This window comes from Arthrobacter sp. ISL-72, from assembly GCF_018613755.1.
Classification (GTDB): domain Bacteria; phylum Actinomycetota; class Actinomycetes; order Actinomycetales; family Micrococcaceae; genus Arthrobacter.
In genome coordinates, this window is the sequence record NZ_JAGGPP010000008.1 from 146,262 (window position 1) to 164,937 (window position 18,676).

An 18,676-nucleotide genomic window follows, 5' to 3' on the forward strand; every position below is an offset into this window, starting at 1 on the left:
GGTTACACCACTTTGTCGTCGTAAGTGGCGCCGTAGTAGAGGTCCTCGAACGTCTGCAGGGTCCCCTGGATGCTGTGCGGCTCCACCATGCAGCGGCTCGCCTTCCCCATTGATGCCAGGTCCTCGGCCGGAAGCTGCAGCACCCGCGTGATCTTGGCCGCGAGGTCATCGCTGTCGTTCGGGGTAAAGAGGTAGCCGTTCTCGCCGTCGCGCACCAAGTGCGGCAGCGCCATTGCATCCGCCAGCAGGACCGGGGTGGATGCGGACATGGCTTCCAGCGTGACCAGGGACTGGAGCTCAGCGGTTCCCGGCATGCAGAACAGGTCCGCCTTGATGTACGCCTCGCGCAGTTCTTCATCGCTTGCCAGGCCGCGAAAGTTCACGCGTGACTGCAGCCCCAGCCGGGCCACCTGGGCTGCAAGGGCTGCGCGAACCTCGCCGCCGCCGACGATCTCGAGGTGGACGTTCAGCTCCGCCGGGGTCTTCGCGACCGCATCAATGAGCACGTTGACGTGCTTCTCCTCAGCCAGGCGGCCCGCGAACAGCACCGTGGGGTGCGGGTGGCGTTCGATGACTTCGCCCTCACGGAGTTCATAGGCGGCCGAGTCGATGCCGTTGGAGAGCGGCAGGACCTTGCGCAGGAAGGCATGCTGGTGCATGGCCTTGGCGGCGAGGGGGGTGGGCGTGGTGACCACGTGAGCCCGGCCCATCACCTTGCCCATGTCCTTCCAGGAGATGCGGCCGATGACGTTCTTGAACCACTGCGGAAACGGCAGGAACGGGTTCAGGTTCTCCGGCATGAAGTGGTTCGTGGCCACGATCCTGACCCCGCGGCGGTCAGCCTCGTAAAGGACGTGCTCGCCGATCATGTAGTGGCTCTGGATGTGCACCACATCGGGCTGGACACGGTCGAAGAGGAGGCTGATCTCCTTCTTGATCTCCCAGGGGAAGGTGATGCGGAAGTATTCGTGCGTAGGCACGGAGTGGGATCGGATCCGGTGCACAGTGCCCTCCGGGCGGAACTCCGTGAAACTCTTGCCCTTCTCCGGCCGGCAGGCAAGCACGTGGACGTTGTGCCCGCGGGCGGTCATGCCCTTGGCCAGCCGGTATCCGAACTGTGCGGCTCCATTGACGTGGGGCGGGTAGGTGTCCGCAGCAATCAGGATGGTGAGCGGCTTCTGGCTGTCGGGCATGGTCACGTGGAGAGCTCCTGGTGGTCACGGTGCGGTCAGCGGTGGCTGCTGCAGCCGGCTGTCCCTCGACGCAATTGCGCCGGGACTTCTGGTGAAGTCTGGGTATCGATCGCCCTACGGCACCTGTCCAGTGGCGGTACGCGCGTCCTTCTTGCGCTTGGTCACCTCGGGGTGGTGCCGCGAAAGAGCGATAACCCCCACGATAGCAAGGGAAGCGGCCGCCCCCATCGCAATCGCCAATACGGCGTGGACATCCGGCCGGAGTTCGCCGAGGATGGTGATGCCGATGGCGATTCCAACGATGGGGTCAATGACCGTCAGCCCGGCGATGACGAGGTCCGGCGGACCGCCGGAGTACGCCGACTGGACAAACCACGAACCCAGGCCGCCCGCGGCGGCGATGGCCACCACCGAATACCACTGCACGTTGAGCAGGGCCAGCCCGTTCGGGTCCAGCAAGTGCTTGCCGATGATGCGGGTGAGTACGGCGACGAAGCCGAACAGCACGCCCGCGCCCAGGATGTAGATGAAGGCGCTCATCCGGTGCTTGAACACCAGGGCGAGCGTCCCGAAGAGGCCAACCGCCAGGCTGAGCAGCAGCACGATGGTGAGTTCGTCGTCGAAACTCACATGGTGGTTTTCCTGGGTGACGTTCACTGCCAACAGGACGAACATGGCCGAGCCGGTGACGCAGGCGGAGATGGCCACCACGGTGGCCCGGTTGATGCTCAGGCCCTGGTCCTTGGCGTTGACGATCGTGGTGATCACGAGCGCAATCGCCCCGATCGGCTGCACCACGGTGAGCGGCGCGGACACCAGGGCGACGGCGTTCATCGCCATCCCGGCAACGAGCAGTAGCAGGCCGAACACCCAGCGCGGGTTCCGGATCAGCCTGAGTAAGCCATGCGAGCTGAGGGCCAGGCCGCCGGTGTCCGCTTTGACCGCACTGCCCTGGCGCTGCGCTCCGATGGCCAGGCAAAAGGCACCCAGCACCGCCAGGAAGACGGCAAGCCAGACCATCAGCCGCGTCCGCCGTCGTCCGCGGCCTTAAGCCGGCCTTTACGGACGATGGCCCGGAAATAGTTGTAGCCGGCCACCCAGTGGCCGACCAGGCCGAAGCCGAGGAAGATCCAGGCCGCGACGAAATAGGCCTCGGTCAGCGGGATGGGCAGTTTGGCGAGCACCAGCAGCGGAGTGCCCATGAGGAGGAGCGCGGTGCGGATCTTTCCGATGCGGCTGACAGGGAGGTCGGGGTGGCTGTGGAAGTAAAACAGCGAGGCGGCCAGCAGGATGGCGTCAGGGACCACCAGGGCCGTCAGATACCACCACTCCACGACCCCGGCGATCACCAGGGTGACGGCGACGGAAATGAGCGCCAGCCTGTCCGCTATGGGATCCATGATCCGTCCCAGCCGGGATGTCTGGCCGAAGCGGCGGGCGATATACCCGTCCACCCAGTCCGTACTGCCCATGATGACCAGCACGACCGCGGCGGCGCCGTACTCTCTCCGCGCCAGGACCAGCCAGATAAACAGGGGCACGCCCAGGAACCGGAGGACCGTCAGGATGTTGGGGATGGTGAAGACGGCGTCGCTGTCGACGTGGCGCTGGCCCGGACGGGCGCCGGCGTTCATGAACTTCATCCCTAACCTCCTTCCCTTACCGCTTCGGCTGCCGGGTGGCGCGGCCGGTCCTAACCCTTGAGGAGCCTGCGGAGGAGGACAATGAAGACGGCCGCCGATGCGGCCAGGGCTGCCAGCGGCTTCCAGCGCAGAGCGGCCTGTCCTGAATTCTGTCCTGAATTCACCCGGTTCAGGAAGTTGGAGGCGGCGAGGCTGAGGGATTCGAACTGGTTGCCGGCACGCTCCGTGCTTGACCTCAGCTGGGCCTGGGCGGCGCCGAGCAGGATCTGGGACTGGGTCTTGACGTCAAGCTCTTCCCCCAGCTCATCACGGACGCCCGTCAGGTGGCGGCGGCGCTTGTCCAGGCGGCGGCGCAGTTCCGCTTCGGTGGGCGCAGGAAGGTCCGGCTTTGCCTCTTCCTTGGCCTCTTTCTCCGCTTTGGCCTTGGCTGCCTTCGCCTCTTTCTCCGCTTTGGCCTGCGGGGAGGACGGGTCGAGGACGGCAGGGTTGAACTCCGAGCCTTCCTTCGCGATGCCCAGGTCATGCTTGAGTCCGCGGATCGTGTCCTCGGGAACCAGTGGCATGGCCTTCTTGAATTTCCGCAGGCCGATCAGGGCGCCGATGAGTGCGATGACAAGGAAGACCGCACAGACAATGAGTGCTGCCAGCCAGGCGGGCATGATGGTGGCAAGCCCCATGATGGCGGCGACGATTAGGCCGGTGAGGAGGAAGGCCAGGAACACCAGTGCCACGGCGAAAAACGCTGCGGCGACCCCGACCTGGATGCCCTTGCGTTTGACCTCGACTTTGGCGAGGGCTATTTCGTCGTTGAGCTGCCGTGGTGCCAGTTTGGCAACAAGCCTCAGTGTTTTGGGCAGCGCCGCGATCCTCAGCCCGCCCGTGGTCCGGCCACTGTGTCGTCCGCTCATCGATCCCGCCTTACTGGTTCCATCTTTGATTCGGATTCCGCTGGATTCCGGGGGCCTGCACGGCTTCACACACGCCCCGCTGACAAAACTATCATTCAGGTTCAGCGCCTTCTTCTGGTAATACCGTGCGGCGCGCCCTCCAACGCTGTAAAAGTATGATCTGCGGCCCATAGGATGGGTCCCTGTGAGCATCCCCGCCAATCCGGGCGACTCCCTGAGCCGCAAACGGAAAATCCTGTACATCCTCCTTCTCGGCGCCCTGACTGCCCTGGGTCCCTTTACGATCGACCTCTACCTGCCCGCGTTTCCGGCGCTGGAGGCGAGCCTGGGTGTGTCCGAGTCGGAAGTCCAGCTCACGCTGACCGGCACAACCGTGGGCTTTGCCCTGGGCCAGCTGGTGGTGGGGCCCCTGAGTGATAAGTTCGGCCGGCGGCTGCCGCTGATCCTTGCCACGGCGCTGCACATCAGTGCCTCGCTCGGGGCTGCGCTGTCCACGGACCTCGCAACGCTGGGGCTGTTCCGGGTCCTGATGGGCATCGGCGCCGCGGGCGGAGGCGTGGTGGCGATGGCGATGGTGCGCGACCTCTTCACGGGGTACGCCATGGTGCGGATGTTCTCGCGGATGGCACTGGTCAACGGCCTGGCCCCGATCCTGGCACCGGTCATTGGTTCCCAGCTGCTGCTCATCATGCCCTGGCCCGGCATCTTCTACTTCCTCGCCAGCTACGGCACCCTGGTGATCATCGCCGCCATCCTGCTGGTGCGCGAAACGCTCCCCCGGGAGCTCCGCGGCAAGTCGGGCCTCACAGCCGGGCAGCGCTATAAGCTGCTGTTCTCGGACCGGATTTTCGTGGGCCTGCTCCTTCTCGGCGGCATGAATTTCGCCGGGCTTTTTGCCTACCTCTCCGCTTCGCCCTTCCTGTTCCAGGACGTCTACGGGTTCACGCCCCAGCAGTACGGGCTGCTTTTCGGCATCAATTCGCTGGGCATCGTGGCCGGCGTGCAGACGAGCTCCCGCGTGGTCAGGCGCGTCCCACCGCAGTGGATCCTCGCCTGTTCCACTGCCTGGATGTTCCTGATGGCGGTCCTGATCGTCGTCTTCAACCAGCTCGGCTTCGGCCTTTGGGGCGTGATGGTGCCGCTGTGGTTCTACATCCTGGGCACGGGTTTCACGTTCCCCTGCGTCCAGGTCCTCGCCCTCTCCAAACACGGGGCCCAGGCCGGAACTGCGGCGTCGCTGCTGGGAGCAGCAACCTTCATGATGGCTGGCATCGTCTCCCCGGTGGTGGGCTGGTTCGGCGAGATCTCGGCCACTGTCATGGGCGGCGTCCAGGCCACGAGCATCCTGCTGGCCGCGGCTGCGCTGTGGCTGGTGGTCCGCCCGCGCACCGTTCCCTCAATCCACTAGCGCCCGGTCCAGCAGCACTGGATCCGCCGGCGCCCGGCCGTCCCGCTACGCTGAACCCATGACCAGGAGACCGCACCGCAACGGCAGGGGGCTGTTTCTCGGTGCGGTGCTTGGCGCCGTCGCCGGTTACTTTGCCGGGCGCGCGCTGGGGAACCCGGCCATGGGCATCATTCTTGGGGCGATCGCCGGTTCCGCCCTGCTCTATCGGGTCAATCCCGGCCCGTGGAACAGGCCCTGACGCCGGCTTCGCCGCCTGACACGGCCCCGCGGCACCGCCTTGGCCGGCGGGTTCAGGCGTGAAGCGCCGGCGCCTCTGGTCCGGCAATTGCCTGCGCGATAAAGTTGTTCTGTGCCCGACTGGCAGCACCATCCGCCCCTTCCGGCCACGTGGCAGCGATGCGACGCAGGCATCCTTCCGCTGTGGTGGGAACGGCTGTGCAGCCAGACAAGCGCCCAGTCGGCAGCCCTGTACGCCGCCGGTCTTTTCACTGAGGACCGCCGCCGGCCAATCGCCCAGTGGTTCAACCCCGCGGTCAACGCCGCACTCCTGGTTGCCCCGGAAACGTCCCCTGAATGGCCCGTGCAGCGCTTCGGCATCTTCTACGCCCCGCCGAACGGCGGCTTCACCAGGGTGCACTCAGCACCGCACGAGTGGCACCCCCGCGAACCACGGAAGTCTCCCACCGAAGAGGAGGCGTTCCGAGCGGCCATTTCCGAGGCAGAGCGCTTCCTGCAAGTGGAGATGGACTTCGTCTAGGCAATTGCTGTTGACGCACATAAAAAAGGCCCCGCGGCCGGCTGTTCGCCGGCCGCGGGGCCTGTCTGCTCCTCCTGCTGGACTTGAACCAGCAACCCTTCGATTAACAGTCGAATGCTCTGCCAATTGAGCTAAGGAGGAATGAAGCAGGTATGACAATAGCAAAGGTTTTGCCCCAATGCGAAATCGGCCGCCGGTTACCTCTGAATACCCCGTCCGGGTATAAAAAAAGTCCCCGTCCCGGTGACCCGGGACGGGGACTGTGCGCTCCTCCTGCTGGACTTGAACCAGCAACCCTTCGATTAACAGTCGAATGCTCTGCCAATTGAGCTAAGGAGGAATGAAGCGGGTACTAGCCTAGCAAACACCCGCCCCGGAAGCGAAATCGGGCGGACTCAGGCATCGGAACGCAGAGAACGGCGCTCCATCTCCAGCATCATCAGCTCACGGTTCAGCCGCTGGAACTCCTCGGGGTGCGCAGACGGGTCCAGCCGCTGCAGCTGCCCCATCTTGTCCGCCTTGACCCTGGTGATCTGCAGTTCGAACAGCCGCGCCAGAATGTCCCGGCAGTACTTGAGCACCCCCTCGGCATTGCTCGCCGGCAGCGGCACCACCGCGAGCTCGGAGACCAGCGGCCGGAGCGGCTCGGGCACCTCGTGCATCACCTGCTCCACCCAGCGCACAGGATCGCCGGTCAGCGCCGGCCCGGAGGCGCGCATGGCATCGTGGACGGCCTGGTAGGCAGGCGTCTTGAATCCGGCCGCACTGAACCGCTCCCAGGTCTCTCCCGCAAGCATGGCGGGCTCCTGGAGGGCCACCTCCAGCGCCTGCCGCTCCATGGACGCCACCGGGTCCCGCGGGTCCGGCCGGTTGAAGGAAGGCACAACGCCCGACGCCGGCAGCGCACCCACCCCGGGACCGGAACCATGGGCCGCCGGTCCGGCCGTGCGGCCCTGCGCTGTGCGGCCCTGAGCTGTGTTGCCCTGCGCGGCGCCGGGGCCGGCGCCCGCCCCTGCCCGCTGCTGGCCGCCGGCGGGGCCGGGCGGAGTCTCGCCCTGGGCAGCCCGTTTGGCGGCGACGGCCACTGCACGGCTGACTTCTTCGACGGGCATGCCGAGCCATCCGGCGAGCTCGCGGGCGTAGCCGGGGCGGATCCCGGCGTCCCGGATCTGGGCCACCACCGGGGCGGACTCCCGCAAGGCGGCAATCCGGCCTTCGACGGTGTCCAGGTTGTGCCGTTTCAGCGTGGCCCTGATGGCGAATTCGAACAGCGGGCGGCGGCTGCTGATCAGGTCCCGCACGGCGGAGTCGCCTTTGCTCTGCCGCAGGTCGCAGGGATCGGCGCCGGTCGGTTCCACCGCCACGTAGGTCTGGGCCACAAAACGCTGATCCTCCTCGAAGGCGCGGAGCGCGGCTTTCTGGCCTGCGGCGTCGCCGTCGAACGTGAAGATCACCTCTCCCCCGCTGCCGTCGTCGGACAGGAGGCGGCGGGCGATCTTGATGTGATCGGTGCCGAACGCCGTACCGCACGTGGCCACCGCGGTGCCGATCCCGGACAGGTGGCAGGCCATGACATCGGTGTAGCCCTCCACCACCACCAGCTGGCGGTCCTTGGCGATGCTGCGTTTGGCCAGGTCAATTCCGTACAGGACCTGGGACTTCTTGTAGAGCGTGGTTTCGGGCGTATTGAGGTATTTGGGCCCCTGATCGTCCTCATAGAGCTTCCGGGCGCCGAAGCCGATGGTGTCTCCGGCGATGTCGCGGATGGGCCAGATGAGGCGTCCGCGGAAGCGGTCGTAAATCCCCCGGTTGCCTTCAGAAAACATGCCTGTCAATTTGAGCTCGGCATCGGTGAATCCGCGCCCGCGGAGATGCTTGAGCAGGGCGTCCCAGCCCTGCGGCGCGTAGCCGACGCCGAACTGCTCAGCGGCGGCACGGTCAAAGCCGCGGCCGTGTAGGAAGTTTCGTCCCTCGGCGGCTCCGGGGGTCAGCAGCTGGGCGCGGAAGAACTCGTCAGCCACCTTGTGGGCATCCAGGAGTCGCTGGCGCTTGCCCACTTCCTCACGGTTGGGACCCGTGCCGCCGTCCTCATAATGCAGTTCGAAGCCGATCCTGGCGGCCAGCTTTTCCACGGCCTCGTGGAACGATGAGTGGTCCAGCTTCTGGACGAAGGAGATGACGTCGCCGTCCTCGCCGCAGCCGAAGCAGTGGTACCTGCCCACCTGCGGGCGGACGGTGAACGAGGGCGAGCGCTCGTCGTGGAAGGGGCACAGGCCCTTGAATGATCCCAGTCCCGCGCCTTTGAGCGTGACGTAGCCGTCCACGACTTCCTTGATGTCCGTGCGCTGGCGTACTTCGTCAATATCTTCGCGTTTGATCAGGCCGGCCACAGAGCCATCCTAGTCCTCACCACAGCGAGGGCAGGCTGCCCACCAACCGCTCGTACATCGCCAGCGCCGAGCCGTCCGTGAGCGACGCGACCTGGTCGATGACGACGCGAAGCCTGGCGCCGTCGTCGTCCGCGGCCCGCCAGTCAGCGGCGAACATCGGCTCCAGGTGGCGGTCGCCGGTGGCGTTCAGCGCCGTCACCAGGGCGTGCAGGACCTCGCGCTGGCGCTCGTAGATGGGCTGGCGGTGCTCGGTGGTCATCACGAACGTGGTGGCCAGGCCCTTCATCACCGCGATTTCCATAACAGTTTCGTCCGGCACCATCAGCTCGGCGTTGTACCGGGTCAGGTTTTCGGGGCCGTAGACGGTACGGGTGGTCTCCAGTGCGCTCTGGCAGAACCGGCCGATCAGCTGGCTGGTCATGTTCTTCAGTGCCGCCATGGACTTTCTGCTGCCGTCCGCTTCGCGCACCCAAACGTCCGTGGCCTCAAGCCGGGCCAGGGCGGCATCGATGGCCACGGGGTCGTTGTGGGGCAGGTACCACTGCTTGGCGTAGCCCACCACGCGGGCGCGGTGGTCGGGGTTGTCCATCCAGCGCAGCTGGAAGTGGCCCGCCACGATGGCGTCTTCGACGTCGTGGACCGAGTAGGAAATGTCGTCCGCGAGGTCCATGACCTGCGCCTCCAGGCAGGACCGGCGCTCGGGCGCACCCTGGCGGATCCAGTCGAAGATGGGGAGGTCATCCTCGTAGGCGCCGAACTTGCTGGTGCGCTGGCCGTGGATCACCGGGGCGTTCAGAGCGGACCACGGGTATTTGGCGGCGGCATCGAGGCTGGCACGCGTGAGGTTCAGCCCGGCCGGCGTTCCGTTCCCGGCGAGGACCTTGGGCTCCAGCCGGGTCAGCAGCCGGAGCGTCTGGGCGTTGCCTTCGAACCCGCCGATGCCGTGGGCCATCTCGTTCAACGCGGACTCGCCGTTGTGTCCGAACGGCGGGTGGCCCAGGTCATGGCTGAGGCAGGCGGTGTCCACGACGTCGGGATCGCAGCCGAGCGTGCGCCCGAGTTCGCGGCCCACCTGGGCCACTTCAAGGCTGTGCGTCAGACGGGTCCGGACGAAGTCATCGGTGTCCGGTGCAACCACCTGGGTCTTGGCGCCAAGCCTTCGCAGCGCGGAGGAGTGCAGGACCCGTGCCCGGTCCCGTTCGAAGTCCGAACGATAAGTGCTTTTGGGCGGTTCCTCCACCCAGCGGGCGGAGTCGTGGGCTTCGTAGCCCGGCAGCACCGGTGCTGCCGTCCGGGTTTCAGCCACCGGACACGTCCAGTTCCGCGGCGGCGATGTCCCTGGTCTGGTCAGCGTCCATCTGCCGGCTGAGCAGCCAGTCCTTCGGCAGTGCCGGCTTCTTGGGCGAACCGGCCCTGCCGCGGGGCCCTTCAGAATCGACGCCCGGGTACGGCAGGTCCATATCGAGCTGGTCCAGCAGCCCGCGCAGGACTTCCAGGGTTGGCACCGTGGCGAGTTTGGCGCGGAGCTCGCCGCCCACTACGTACCCCTTGAAGTACCAGGCCATGTGCTTGCGGATCTCCCGCAGGGCCTTGTATTCGTCATTGCCGAAGGTTTCGATCATCAGCTGGGCGTGCCGGTAGACGCCGTCGGCCACTTCGCGCAGGCCCGGCCGGTACCGGTGGTCGCTGCCCTCGAAGGCGGCCTGCAGGTCGCCGAAGAGCCAGGGGCGGCCTTGGCAGCCGCGGCCGATCACTACGCCGTCCACGCCGGTTTCGCGGACCATCCGCACGGCGTCCTCTGCGGACCAGATGTCCCCGTTGCCCAGCACCGGGATGTCCGGCAGCGCCTCGCGCAGCCGCGCGATGGCGGACCAGTCGGCCTGGCCGGAATAGAACTGCGAGGCGGTGCGGCCGTGAAGGGCGACGGCGGCAACGCCGGAATCGCGGGCGATCCGGCCGGCGTCGAGGTAGGTCAGGTGGTCCTCGTCAATGCCCTTGCGCATCTTGATGGTCAGCGGGAGGCCGCCCTTGGAGGCCTCACGGACGGCGGTCTGCACGATGGACGTGAAGAGGTCGATCTTCCAGGGCAGCGCCGAGCCGCCGCCGCGGCGGGTCACCTTGGGCACGGGGCAGCCGAAGTTGAGGTCGATGTGGTCTGCCCGGTCTTCGTCCACGAGCATCCGGACGGCCTGGCCGACTGTCACCGGGTCCACGCCGTAGAGCTGGACGGAACGGACTTTTTCGTCGGGGTCGTGGGAGATGATCCGCAGCGATTCCGGGGTCCGTTCCACGAGGGCGCGGGAGGTGACCATCTCCGCAACGTAGATGCCGCCGCCGTATTCGCGGCACAGCCTGCGGAATGCGGTGTTGGTGATTCCGGCCATGGGTGCGAGCACCACGGGAGTGTCCACCGTGATGGGACCGAGCTTCAGGGGCGGGAGTTCCAGCTTGGGGGCAGGAGGCGTTGCTACAACAGTCACCCGTTCATTGTCTCAAAGCTGGGCAAATCGTCTAAAAACCGGGCAAAACGGCGGGCCGCGCGCCCCAAGCGGGTCCGGCGGCCGCTATTCCCCTTCCGCAGCCCGACGTGCGCGTCGTCCGCCGGGCAAGGGTGCCCGCGCGGGTTCTCCGGAAGCAGGGGAACCCGCAGGCTGCGTTCGCTCACTGCGTGAAACCGCTGCTGCCGCCGCCAGCGCACCGGTGTCCGCGACGTCGTCGGGCATTACCGGCGGACGGCCCGACGGCGGACCGGACGCTTTGTTGCCCGTTGCCGGAGCGGCGGCCTGCCTGATTCCGGTGGCTTTGACCACCAGAACGGCGATGAGCGTGGTGACGGGGATGGCCAGCACCAGCCCGACGGAGCCCACGAGAGTCCTGATGACTTCCTCCGAAAGCTCCGCACTGGTCAGCGCCTCGCCGAGGGGACGGTTGTACAACATGACGATGATGAGTATGGGCAGGGCCGCACCCGCGTAGGCGAAAGCGATGGTGTAGACGGTGGACGCGATGTGGTCGCGGCCGATCCTCATGGCCGAGGAGAAGAGCTGGCGGGCGCTTGTCTCCGGCGCGAGTTCGTACAGTTCCCACACCGCGGAGGACTGCGTGATGGTGACGTCGTTCAGCACGCCGAGTCCGGAAATGATCAGGCCGCACAGGATGATGCCGGAAATGGAGATGTTGTCCGAGATATTGGCGAGCGTGGCGGCGTCGTGGCTGCCGACGCCCGCCAGGTTGGCCGCGTCCGTGGCCCAGGCCGCCAGGAGTGCCGTGATGCCCAGGCCGAAAATGGTGCCCAGCAATGCCGTGGAAGTCCGCGCGGAAAAGCCGTGGGCGAAGTAGAGGACCCCGATCATGATCACAGTGGATCCCACCAGCGCCAGCAGCAGCGGAGGTTTTCCTTCCACCAGCCCGGGCAGCATGAATGAAACGAGCACCGCGTAGGCGCCCACGAGGCCGATCAGTGCCCGCAGCCCGCGCCAGCGCGCAACGGCGATCACCACCACGGCGTAGAGCACGGCCAGCAGAATGATGGGCATGGTGCGGACGAAGTCCACAAAGATGTAGGCCGGCGCACCATGCCCGGCGGATGTGCCCTGGGCGTTGGAAAGGTTCAGGTAGCGGATGTCGTCCCCCACTTTGACGCCGTGGGACTTCACAACGTCCGGGTTGATCACCACCTTGACCGGGTTGCCGCCCTTGTCCGGCTCCGTGAAGGCAAAGGTGCAGCCATTCCCCTGCTGGGCCGTGCCGTCCTGGCCGGCGCCGGACTGCGCACCGTCCTGCGCGCCGCCCGGCTGTGCGGCCGGGGCGCCCGGCGTGCAGCTTTCCACCACCACACGCTGGATCTTTCCGGTGTCGAAGGTCACGCCCGGTGCGGCCGCATACGGGCTGGCCAGCTTCAGGTCCTCCTTGTTCCCGGACGGCCACATCATCACCATGGCCGCCAGGGTCAGGAGCGTCAACGGAACCAAGACTGCCGCAAGAAGCCAGTTGGCCCGTTTGCGCGCAGCAAGAGCCTGGGGTGTCGGTTCCGAATGGTCAGCGTGGCCGTGGGAGTGTCCGGCACCCATCAGCAGATAAACCTCATACCTGCACTTTACTGGGGCTTGATGTTCTGGTTCACCCGGAACAGGTTGTCCGGATCGTACTTGGACTTGATCTCCCGCAGGCGGCCGTAATTCGGTCCGTAGTTTTCCGCGACCCGGGGCAGGTCGTCGCCGTCCATGAAGTTGATGTAGCCCGCGGTTTCGGAGTAGGGCTGCAGCGCTGCGGCGTAACCCCGCACCCAGGCGATGTTCTTCTCAGTGTCCCCGGGATCCTCCCAATGGCAGGCGATGACCGGGGAGAACCTGGCGTTCCGGTTGGGGAACGCCGTGTCCGTGACGCCCACACGGTGCACAGCGCCGTCGATCGGGTAGATGTGGACGGCGGTCTGCACACTGGGCACCCGGCTCCCGAAGTCGAGGTGGGCGTTGATGGCACCGTCGCTGAGCTCAGATAGGAAGGCCGCTTTCCAGTAGGCCAACAGTCCTTTGGGATACATCCCGTCGAAGGCCGAATTCAAAGCCGGATAGGGCATCGGCCCCACCATGGACCCTGCCACCGGCGCGGCGTCGAGGAACGGCTGCCAGCACGCCGGCCCTTCGGCCGGGTCGCCGGTCCACATGCCGACCACGATGCAGACCGGCTTCCCGTGCCACTCCTCCGGAAGGAACGGAACCGGCGGCCCTTGGTGGAAGGCGAGGAAAGCGCCCAACTCTTCAGGAGCTCCCGCAAGATGCTCCCGGTAGAAGTTCGCCACGGTTTGGGCGTGCTCAACCGGGTAGATGATGATGCCGGCGTGGACCATGTCCACGGGATGCAGGCGGAATTCCAGCGAGGTCACGACACCGAAATTCCCGCCACCACCGCGCAGCGCCCAGAAAAGATCCTCGTTCTCACTTTCGCTGGCGGTGAGGAACTTCCCGTCGGCGGTGACGACGTCGGCCGAAAGGAGGTTGTCGCAACTAAGGCCGTATTTCCGGTCCAGGTAGCCAATGCCTCCGCCGAGGGTCAGCCCCGAAACACCGGTAGAACCGACGATGCCGCCGGTGGTCGCCAGCCCGAAAGCGTGAGTGGCGTGGTTGAAGTCGGCCCACGTCGCGCCGGCCTCGGTCCTGGCCGTTTTGCCGGCCGGATCGACCCGGACCCCCTGGTGCGGGAAAAGTCGATGACCAGCGCATCATCCGCCGTGCCAAACCCCGGACCGCTGTGGCCGCCGCCCCGGACCGCAAGTTCAAGGCCGTTGTCGCGTGCGTGGTTGACGCCGGCAATAACGTCCGCTGCCTGCGAGACCCGCAGCACCGCGGGGGGCCGTTTGTTGATCAATCCGTTGTGGACGGCGCGTGCGGCATCATAGTCCGCGTCATCCGGGGTGATCACTTGCCCGCGCACTTGCTCCCGCAGTGCATCGAACGATGTGGCGTTCATTTTCCAGTACCGCCGATCCTTGTCGATTTCGAATCCGGACCGTCGACGTGCCTCCCATCGAATCGGACGACCGGAGCTTACGGGACCGCTACACCCGTGCGCAGGCGCCGTCAAGAACGTTTTGCAGTCCACCCAGTGGGGGGCCATCGCTCGGCCCGGCGGCTCCGAATAACCAGTGTGGCCGCGGGAATGTCCGGCGCCCTTTTACTTCCGGCCATTCCCCGAAGGAGACGTGGAACTAAACGCCGTGACCCTTCGGTTGATAACTGTAGGACGAGGAGTCGGGAGGCTCTCATGGATAATCCCAGTAATGCCGTGGGAAGCACCAAGCCGGTACTTTCCGTGCGTAAGGCGGACGGCACTACCCGGGGCGTTGCACTGGTACTGCACGGCGGCCGTTCGCACAGCTACGAGCGTGTTGAGGCGCGCCACCTGAGCCCTGCACGCATGGTGCCGTTCGCCCGGCACCTGTACCGAGCCGGCGGCAAGCACGGCCTTGCGGTCTGGACATTGCGGAACAGCGTGCGCGGGTGGAACGGTCCGGACATGTCACCGCTGCAGGATGCACGGTGGGCGCTTGCCCGGATTCACGAGCAACACCCGGCCGTACCGGTTTACCTGGTGGGGCACTCGATGGGCGGTCTCACCGCCATTTGCGCGGCCGATGATCCCCAGGTGGATGCTGTGGTGGCCCTGGCCCCCTGGCTGAGCCCCACGACCCCGGCCGAGAGGGTGACCGGACGCAAGGTGCTCATTGTTCACGGTTCCACCGACCGCTGGACGAGTCCCGCCGAGTCACTGAAATTCGCCCAGCGCGCCGCTCCCCTCGCAGAAGAGCTGCGCTACGTGTCGCTGGCCGGGGCGGGGCATTTTATGTTCCGCCGGGTCCGGCTGTGGCACACCCTAACCACCGGATTCGTGCTAAAGGCCTACGGCGAGCGCACGGGGGTGGACGTCGGCGGCGGACTCGCGCGGCTTGAGGCGCTGCTGCCGGCAACGGCGGCAGGCACTCCGGTGGTGCTGTGACCGTGGCAGGTTTTCCCCTGAATGGATTCCTGGCCAGCCTGCCCTGGACTGCCCTGGCCGTGGCGGCTGTCCTGGCGGTCACTTTCGCGGTAGCGGTTGCGCAGCGCCGGCACTCCGTCATGGACGTTGCCTGGGGACCGGGCTTCGTTGCCGTCGCGGCGGTGTCATGGCTGCGAACCGTGCTGAACACCGGTCTGTGGCGGTACACCCGCCACCCCAACTACTTCGGCGACGCCGCCGCCTGGCCGGGCCTGTTCCTGGTTGCGGCAGACTCGTGGCCCGGAATACTGACAGTGCTGTCCCCCGCCCTGATGGTCTGGGCCCTCGCAGGCAAGACCGGGAAGCCGCTCACGGAGAAGGCGATGTCCGCCCGGCCAAGGTACAAGGAATACGTGGAGTCGACGTCGGGCTTTATCCCGTGGCCTCCGCGACAGCCGGCGGGCGGGAGCTGAGGCGGTGTGGCGGCCGCAGCCGAATGACCGCTTTTACCGTTTCCTGGTCCGCATCGGACTGGCGCTGCGGGCGCTCTTCCGGGTCCGCGTCATGATTACCGGCCAGGAGCATCTCCCTGCGCCCGCGCCGCTCCGTGGCGCGTCCCGCCGTGTGGTGCCGGGTGAGGGAGCGGTCGTCGCCATCACCCATTTCGGGTACCTCGATTTTGCCTTTGCCGAGCTGGTGCTCTGGGAGCGGGCCCGCGCGCAGCTGCGGTTCCTGATCACCCAGGGCGCGGCGGACCACTGGCTTGCCGGGCCGGCCATCAGTGCTGCCGGGCAAGTCGTGGTTCCCTACGGTCCCGGCAGCGGGGCCTACGCTGCCGCCGTCGCAAAACTGCGCGCTGGCGAGTACATCGCGGTGCTGCCGGAAGCAGGGGTCAGCCGCAGCTTCACAGTCCGCGAATGCAAAACCGGAGCGGTGCGGATGGCCGCCGAGGCCAACGTGCCGATCATCCCCGTCTCCGTCTGGGGCGCACACCAGCTCATGACGCGCGGCCACGGGTTCTCTCCGCTTCGCGCCTGGCGCGCACCCGTGCGCGTCCATGTGGGCAAGCCGGTGCCGCCCGCAGACTTGCCGGCCCCTGACCAGGATGCGCGGCCCGCCACCGAAAAACTCAGAAGGATCCTGCAGGACGGCATCGACACTGCCACCGCGGACTTCCCCCTGGCACCTGTACCGGGAGCATGGTGGATACCCGCGCATTTGGGCGGCGGTGCCCCCACGGACGCGGAACGGCAGCAGCTGGACCAGGCCGAGGGACCGCGGCGCAAAGGCGGACGAAAGCCTAAACTGGCTGACCCGCAGTAGTCCACTACTACGGGTCAGCAAAGGGGCCAGCTACTAGGGGTCAGGCGGGTCAGGCAGGTCACCCGCTAGGCGGGGTCGGAAACCACCAGGGTTTCGGAACCGCGCACGCTGGCCTTACCGCTCTCCAGCAAAGGCTCGACGACGGCCCGCAAGGCAGCCATCGAGTCGTCCAGTTCCAGCACCACGGGGTGCTGGAACGCGATGAGCGCCAGCAGGTCGCGGACGGCGGACCGGGCTTCGTCCTCGGACAGCTTCGGGTCGTGGCCGACGAACACGTCAGTCGGCTGGCCGGCCGAACTTCCCTCACTGGCCACCGGGTTCTCCCCGGGGGCAAGTTCCGCGTAGCTGATCGCGAACGCCTCCAGCCGGCCCTTGCGGCTGGCCGGGACAGCCTGGCCAAAGGCGCTGGCCTTAGGCGCCCGCAGCACAATGGCGCCGTGGGCTCCGCTGAGTTCGTCCAGAAACAGGCGCTGCACCGTGCCGATGCTGAGCTCGCCGGGGCTGTCCCAGCCGTGCACGGCCGTGTAGTACCGGCCGACCACGTCGCTGAGCTCCACCGAGCCGGTGGCGAGGTCCTCGATCTGTTCGGAGGCCGCGGCCTCCGAACCGTCGCCGAAGACCGGCAGCTTGAGCGCTCCCGGCTCCACCACGACGAGGCGTGAACGCTGGATGGGAGTCAGGCCGGCGGCTCCGGCGAAGGCGGCTCCGGGGGTGCCCGGCTCCACCTTGGTCCGCAGCCTGGAAACGCCCGACGGCGACTGGCCGGCTTCGTGCCGGAGCATGGTCAGCAGCGTGGAGCCGACGCCGCTGCGCCGGTGGTCCCGTGCCACCTCGATGTAGGCCCAGAGCCGCTCCGGGTGGAGGGACGCCTCATGGACCACCCCGGCCGCGATCGGAATGGCCACGCCGTCCACGACGTCCTCGGCAACGATGCAGCGGCGCCACGGCGAGTTGCCGGAGCGTGCCAGCGTGCCACGGAACTGCCGTGCCTGTTCGGTCTCCGGGCCGCCCCAGATTTCCAGCAGGGCGAGGTCGTCGCCCTCACGCCACTCGCGGTATTCGATGGCCATGCTCAGGCGCCGATCAGCCGGGCGGCCAGGTAGCCTTCCACCTTGTCCAGGGAGACGCGTTCCTGGCTCATGGTGTCGCGTTCGCGGATGGTGACGGCCTGGTCCTCGAGGGTGTCGAAGTCCACCGTGATGCAGAACGGCGTGCCGATCTCGTCCTGGCGGCGGTAGCGGCGGCCGATCGCGCCGGCGTCGTCGAAGTCGATGTTCCAGTTCTTGCGCAGCTGGGTGCCCAGGGCTTTGGCCTTCGGGGACAGGTCCTCATTCCGGCTCAGCGGCAGCACGGCTGCCTTCACGGGGGCCAGGCGCGGGTCCAGCTTCAGCACGGTGCGCACGTCCACGCCGCCCTTCGCGTTGGGGGCCTCGTCCTCCGTGTAGGCGTCGATGAGGAAGGCCATGAAGGACCGGGTCAGGCCGGCGGCCGGTTCGATGACGTACGGCGTGTAGCGCTCGTTGGTGGCCTGGTTGAAGTAGCTCAGGTCATGGCCGGAAGACTTGGAGTGCGTGGAGAGGTCGAAGTCCGTGCGGTTGGCGATGCCTTCCAGCTCGCCCCACTCGGAGCCCTGGAAGCCGAAGCGGTATTCGATGTCCGTGGTGCCCTTGGAGTAGTGGCTCAACTTCTCCAGCGGGTGCTCGAAGAAGCGGAGGTTTTCTTCACGGATGCCCAGGCCCGTGTACCAGTCCATGCGCTCCTTCATCCAGTACTGGTGCCACTGTTCGTCCGTGCCCGGCTCGACGAAGAATTCCATTTCCATCTGCTCGAATTCACGGGTGCGGAAGATGAAGTTTCCGGGCGTGATCTCGTTGCGGAAGGACTTGCCGATCTGGCCGATGCCGAACGGCGGCTTCTTCCGCGAGGTGGTCAGCACGTTGTTGAAGTTCACAAAGATGCCCTGCGCGGTTTCCGGGCGCAGGTAGTGCATGCCTTCCTCGTTGGCCACGGGGCCGAGGAAGGTCTTGAGCAGGCCGGAGAATTCCTGCGGCTCGGTCCATTCGCCGCGGGTGCCGCAGTTGGCGCAGGCAATGTCCTTCAGGCCGTTCTCGGCCGGGCGGCCCTTCTTTTCCTCGTACTCTTCTTCGAGGTGGTCGGCACGGTAGCGCTTGTGGCAGGAGAGGCACTCCACCAGGGGATCGGAGAAAACCTCCACGTGGCCTGAAGCTTCCCAGACCTGGCGGGGAAGGATCACCGAGGAATCCAGGCCGACGACATCCTCACGGCCGCGGACCACGGACTGCCACCACTGGCGCTTGATGTTTTCCTTCAGCTCGGCACCGAGGGGCCCGTAGTCCCAGGCAGAACGGGAGCCACCATAGATGTCACCGGCCTGGAAAACGAAGCCCCTCCTCTTGGAGAGGGAGATGACCTGGTCGAGAACGGATTTTGCTGCCATGGGAACTCCAATTTCTACAGGGCCGCTGGGTGCGGTCCGCGCGGTTTCTTGGCCCCTTGCACCCGGCTGGTTACCCGGGCGGGGCGGTACGAAGGAAAGATGTGCAGGAAGCTGCGTGTCCT

The 18,676-nt window shown here is 66.6% G+C and carries 17 protein-coding genes, 2 tRNA genes and 1 pseudogene; 6 read left to right on the forward strand and 14 right to left on the reverse strand.

Annotated elements, in window-relative coordinates; genetic code table 11:
* Nucleotides 1–2 precede the first annotated feature (2 nt).
* The 4 genes from J7I92_RS08875 to J7I92_RS08890 all read right to left on the reverse strand — a co-directional run bounded on the left by J7I92_RS08875 (nt 3) and on the right by J7I92_RS08890 (nt 3,744).
* On the reverse strand, nt 3–1,199 hold the full coding sequence (locus J7I92_RS08875) for a glycosyltransferase (protein ID WP_214839575.1): 1,197 nt from the start codon (nt 1,197–1,199) through the stop codon (nt 3–5).
* A 108-nt stretch (nt 1,200–1,307) separates the two neighbouring features.
* Entirely contained in the window at nt 1,308–2,213 is a 906-nt protein-coding gene (locus J7I92_RS08880) for a DMT family transporter (RefSeq protein WP_214839577.1), read from the reverse strand.
* Nucleotides 2,213–2,836 (reverse strand): CDP-alcohol phosphatidyltransferase family protein, encoded by a 624-nt coding sequence (locus tag J7I92_RS08885; RefSeq protein ID WP_214839579.1) that lies wholly within the window; start codon nt 2,834–2,836, stop codon nt 2,213–2,215. The genes J7I92_RS08880 and J7I92_RS08885 overlap by 1 nt, the downstream gene beginning before the upstream one ends.
* Before the next feature lie 50 nt (nt 2,837–2,886).
* The gene (locus tag J7I92_RS08890) at nt 2,887–3,744 is read right to left on the reverse strand and encodes a phage holin family protein (protein ID WP_214839581.1); all 858 of its coding nucleotides are present in this window, start codon (nt 3,742–3,744) and stop codon (nt 2,887–2,889) included.
* 184 nt (nt 3,745–3,928) lie between these two features.
* Here J7I92_RS08890 and J7I92_RS08895 point away from each other — a divergent pair, with 184 nt between their 5' ends.
* From J7I92_RS08895 to J7I92_RS08905, 3 genes are all read left to right on the forward strand, one after another.
* Nucleotides 3,929–5,152 (forward strand): multidrug effflux MFS transporter, encoded by a 1,224-nt coding sequence (locus J7I92_RS08895; protein WP_214839583.1) that lies wholly within the window; start codon nt 3,929–3,931, stop codon nt 5,150–5,152.
* A gap of 58 nt (nt 5,153–5,210) precedes the next feature.
* Nucleotides 5,211–5,390 carry a complement resistance protein TraT gene (locus J7I92_RS08900; protein WP_214839585.1) on the forward strand — a complete coding sequence of 60 codons (180 nt, stop codon included), beginning with the start codon at nt 5,211–5,213 and terminating at the stop codon, nt 5,388–5,390.
* Between the two features lie 111 nt (nt 5,391–5,501).
* Entirely contained in the window at nt 5,502–5,909 is a 408-nt protein-coding gene (locus J7I92_RS08905) for a hypothetical protein (RefSeq protein ID WP_214839587.1), read from the forward strand.
* A 68-nt stretch (nt 5,910–5,977) separates the two neighbouring features.
* Here J7I92_RS08905 and J7I92_RS08910 read toward each other — a convergent pair.
* The 8 genes and pseudogenes from J7I92_RS08910 to J7I92_RS24555 all read right to left on the reverse strand — a co-directional run.
* Nucleotides 5,978–6,050 (reverse strand) — tRNA-Asn (locus tag J7I92_RS08910).
* A 126-nt stretch (nt 6,051–6,176) separates the two neighbouring features.
* Nucleotides 6,177–6,249 (reverse strand) — tRNA-Asn (locus J7I92_RS08915).
* Nucleotides 6,250–6,304: 55 nt separating this feature from the next.
* Entirely contained in the window at nt 6,305–8,299 is a 1,995-nt protein-coding gene (gene dnaG / locus J7I92_RS08920) for a DNA primase (protein ID WP_214839589.1), read from the reverse strand.
* Nucleotides 8,300–8,315: 16 nt separating this feature from the next.
* Nucleotides 8,316–9,605 carry a deoxyguanosinetriphosphate triphosphohydrolase gene (locus tag J7I92_RS08925; RefSeq protein WP_214839591.1) on the reverse strand — a complete coding sequence of 430 codons (1,290 nt, stop codon included), beginning with the start codon at nt 9,603–9,605 and terminating at the stop codon, nt 8,316–8,318.
* The gene (dusB, locus tag J7I92_RS08930; protein WP_214839593.1) at nt 9,598–10,779 is read right to left on the reverse strand and encodes a tRNA dihydrouridine synthase DusB; all 1,182 of its coding nucleotides are present in this window, start codon (nt 10,777–10,779) and stop codon (nt 9,598–9,600) included. The genes J7I92_RS08925 and dusB overlap by 8 nt, the downstream gene beginning before the upstream one ends.
* An 84-nt stretch (nt 10,780–10,863) precedes the next feature.
* Complete coding sequence (locus J7I92_RS08935) at nt 10,864–12,369, reverse strand: YibE/F family protein (RefSeq protein WP_214839595.1); 1,506 nt, start codon at nt 12,367–12,369, stop codon at nt 10,864–10,866.
* Between the two features lie 26 nt (nt 12,370–12,395).
* Nucleotides 12,396–13,184, reverse strand: coding sequence for a BBE domain-containing protein (locus J7I92_RS23810; protein WP_311380220.1), 789 nt, complete (start codon nt 13,182–13,184; stop codon nt 12,396–12,398).
* A 75-nt stretch (nt 13,185–13,259) separates the two neighbouring features.
* Nucleotides 13,260–13,915 (reverse strand): annotated as a pseudogene (locus tag J7I92_RS24555) (FAD-binding oxidoreductase); the annotation flags it as partial.
* A gap of 147 nt (nt 13,916–14,062) precedes the next feature.
* Between J7I92_RS24555 and J7I92_RS08945 the strand changes: the two are divergent.
* The 3 genes from J7I92_RS08945 to J7I92_RS08955 are packed head-to-tail and all read left to right on the forward strand — an operon-like array spanning nt 14,063 to nt 16,096.
* Nucleotides 14,063–14,794, forward strand: coding sequence for an alpha/beta hydrolase (locus tag J7I92_RS08945; protein ID WP_214839597.1), 732 nt, complete (start codon nt 14,063–14,065; stop codon nt 14,792–14,794).
* 2 nt (nt 14,795–14,796) lie between these two features.
* Nucleotides 14,797–15,246 carry a DUF1295 domain-containing protein gene (locus tag J7I92_RS08950; RefSeq protein WP_214839599.1) on the forward strand — a complete coding sequence of 150 codons (450 nt, stop codon included), beginning with the start codon at nt 14,797–14,799 and terminating at the stop codon, nt 15,244–15,246.
* Nucleotides 15,247–15,250: 4 nt separating this feature from the next.
* Nucleotides 15,251–16,096: a lysophospholipid acyltransferase family protein gene (locus J7I92_RS08955; protein WP_311380221.1), complete on the forward strand. Its 846-nt coding sequence runs from the start codon at nt 15,251–15,253 to the stop codon at nt 16,094–16,096.
* 65 nt (nt 16,097–16,161) lie between these two features.
* Here the strand turns inward: J7I92_RS08955 and J7I92_RS08960 are convergent, their stop codons facing one another.
* Both J7I92_RS08960 and J7I92_RS08965 read right to left on the reverse strand, forming a co-directional pair.
* Nucleotides 16,162–17,166 (reverse strand): GNAT family N-acetyltransferase, encoded by a 1,005-nt coding sequence (locus tag J7I92_RS08960; protein WP_214839601.1) that lies wholly within the window; start codon nt 17,164–17,166, stop codon nt 16,162–16,164.
* Between the two features lie 2 nt (nt 17,167–17,168).
* A complete protein-coding gene (locus J7I92_RS08965) occupies nt 17,169–18,554 on the reverse strand; it encodes a glycine--tRNA ligase (protein WP_214839603.1) in 1,386 nt (461 codons plus the stop codon).
* Nucleotides 18,555–18,676: the final 122 nt, after the last annotated feature.

Excerpts from the sequence above, each read along its gene's own strand:
- J7I92_RS08880 (WP_214839577.1), bottom strand. The coding sequence starts at position 2,213 with ATGGTCTGGCTTGCCGTCTTCCTGGCGGTGCTGGGTGCCTTTTGCCTG.
- J7I92_RS08885 (WP_214839579.1), bottom strand. The coding sequence starts at position 2,836 with ATGAAGTTCATGAACGCCGGCGCCCGTCCGGGCCAGCGCCACGTCGAC.
- J7I92_RS08890 (WP_214839581.1), bottom strand. The coding sequence starts at position 3,744 with ATGAGCGGACGACACAGTGGCCGGACCACGGGCGGGCTGAGGATCGCG.
- J7I92_RS08900 (WP_214839585.1), top strand. The coding sequence starts at position 5,211 with ATGACCAGGAGACCGCACCGCAACGGCAGGGGGCTGTTTCTCGGTGCG.
- J7I92_RS08935 (WP_214839595.1), bottom strand. The coding sequence starts at position 12,369 with ATGGGTGCCGGACACTCCCACGGCCACGCTGACCATTCGGAACCGACA.
- J7I92_RS08945 (WP_214839597.1), top strand. The coding sequence starts at position 14,063 with ATGGATAATCCCAGTAATGCCGTGGGAAGCACCAAGCCGGTACTTTCC.
- J7I92_RS08960 (WP_214839601.1), bottom strand. The coding sequence starts at position 17,166 with ATGGCCATCGAATACCGCGAGTGGCGTGAGGGCGACGACCTCGCCCTG.
- J7I92_RS08965 (WP_214839603.1), bottom strand. The coding sequence starts at position 18,554 with ATGGCAGCAAAATCCGTTCTCGACCAGGTCATCTCCCTCTCCAAGAGG.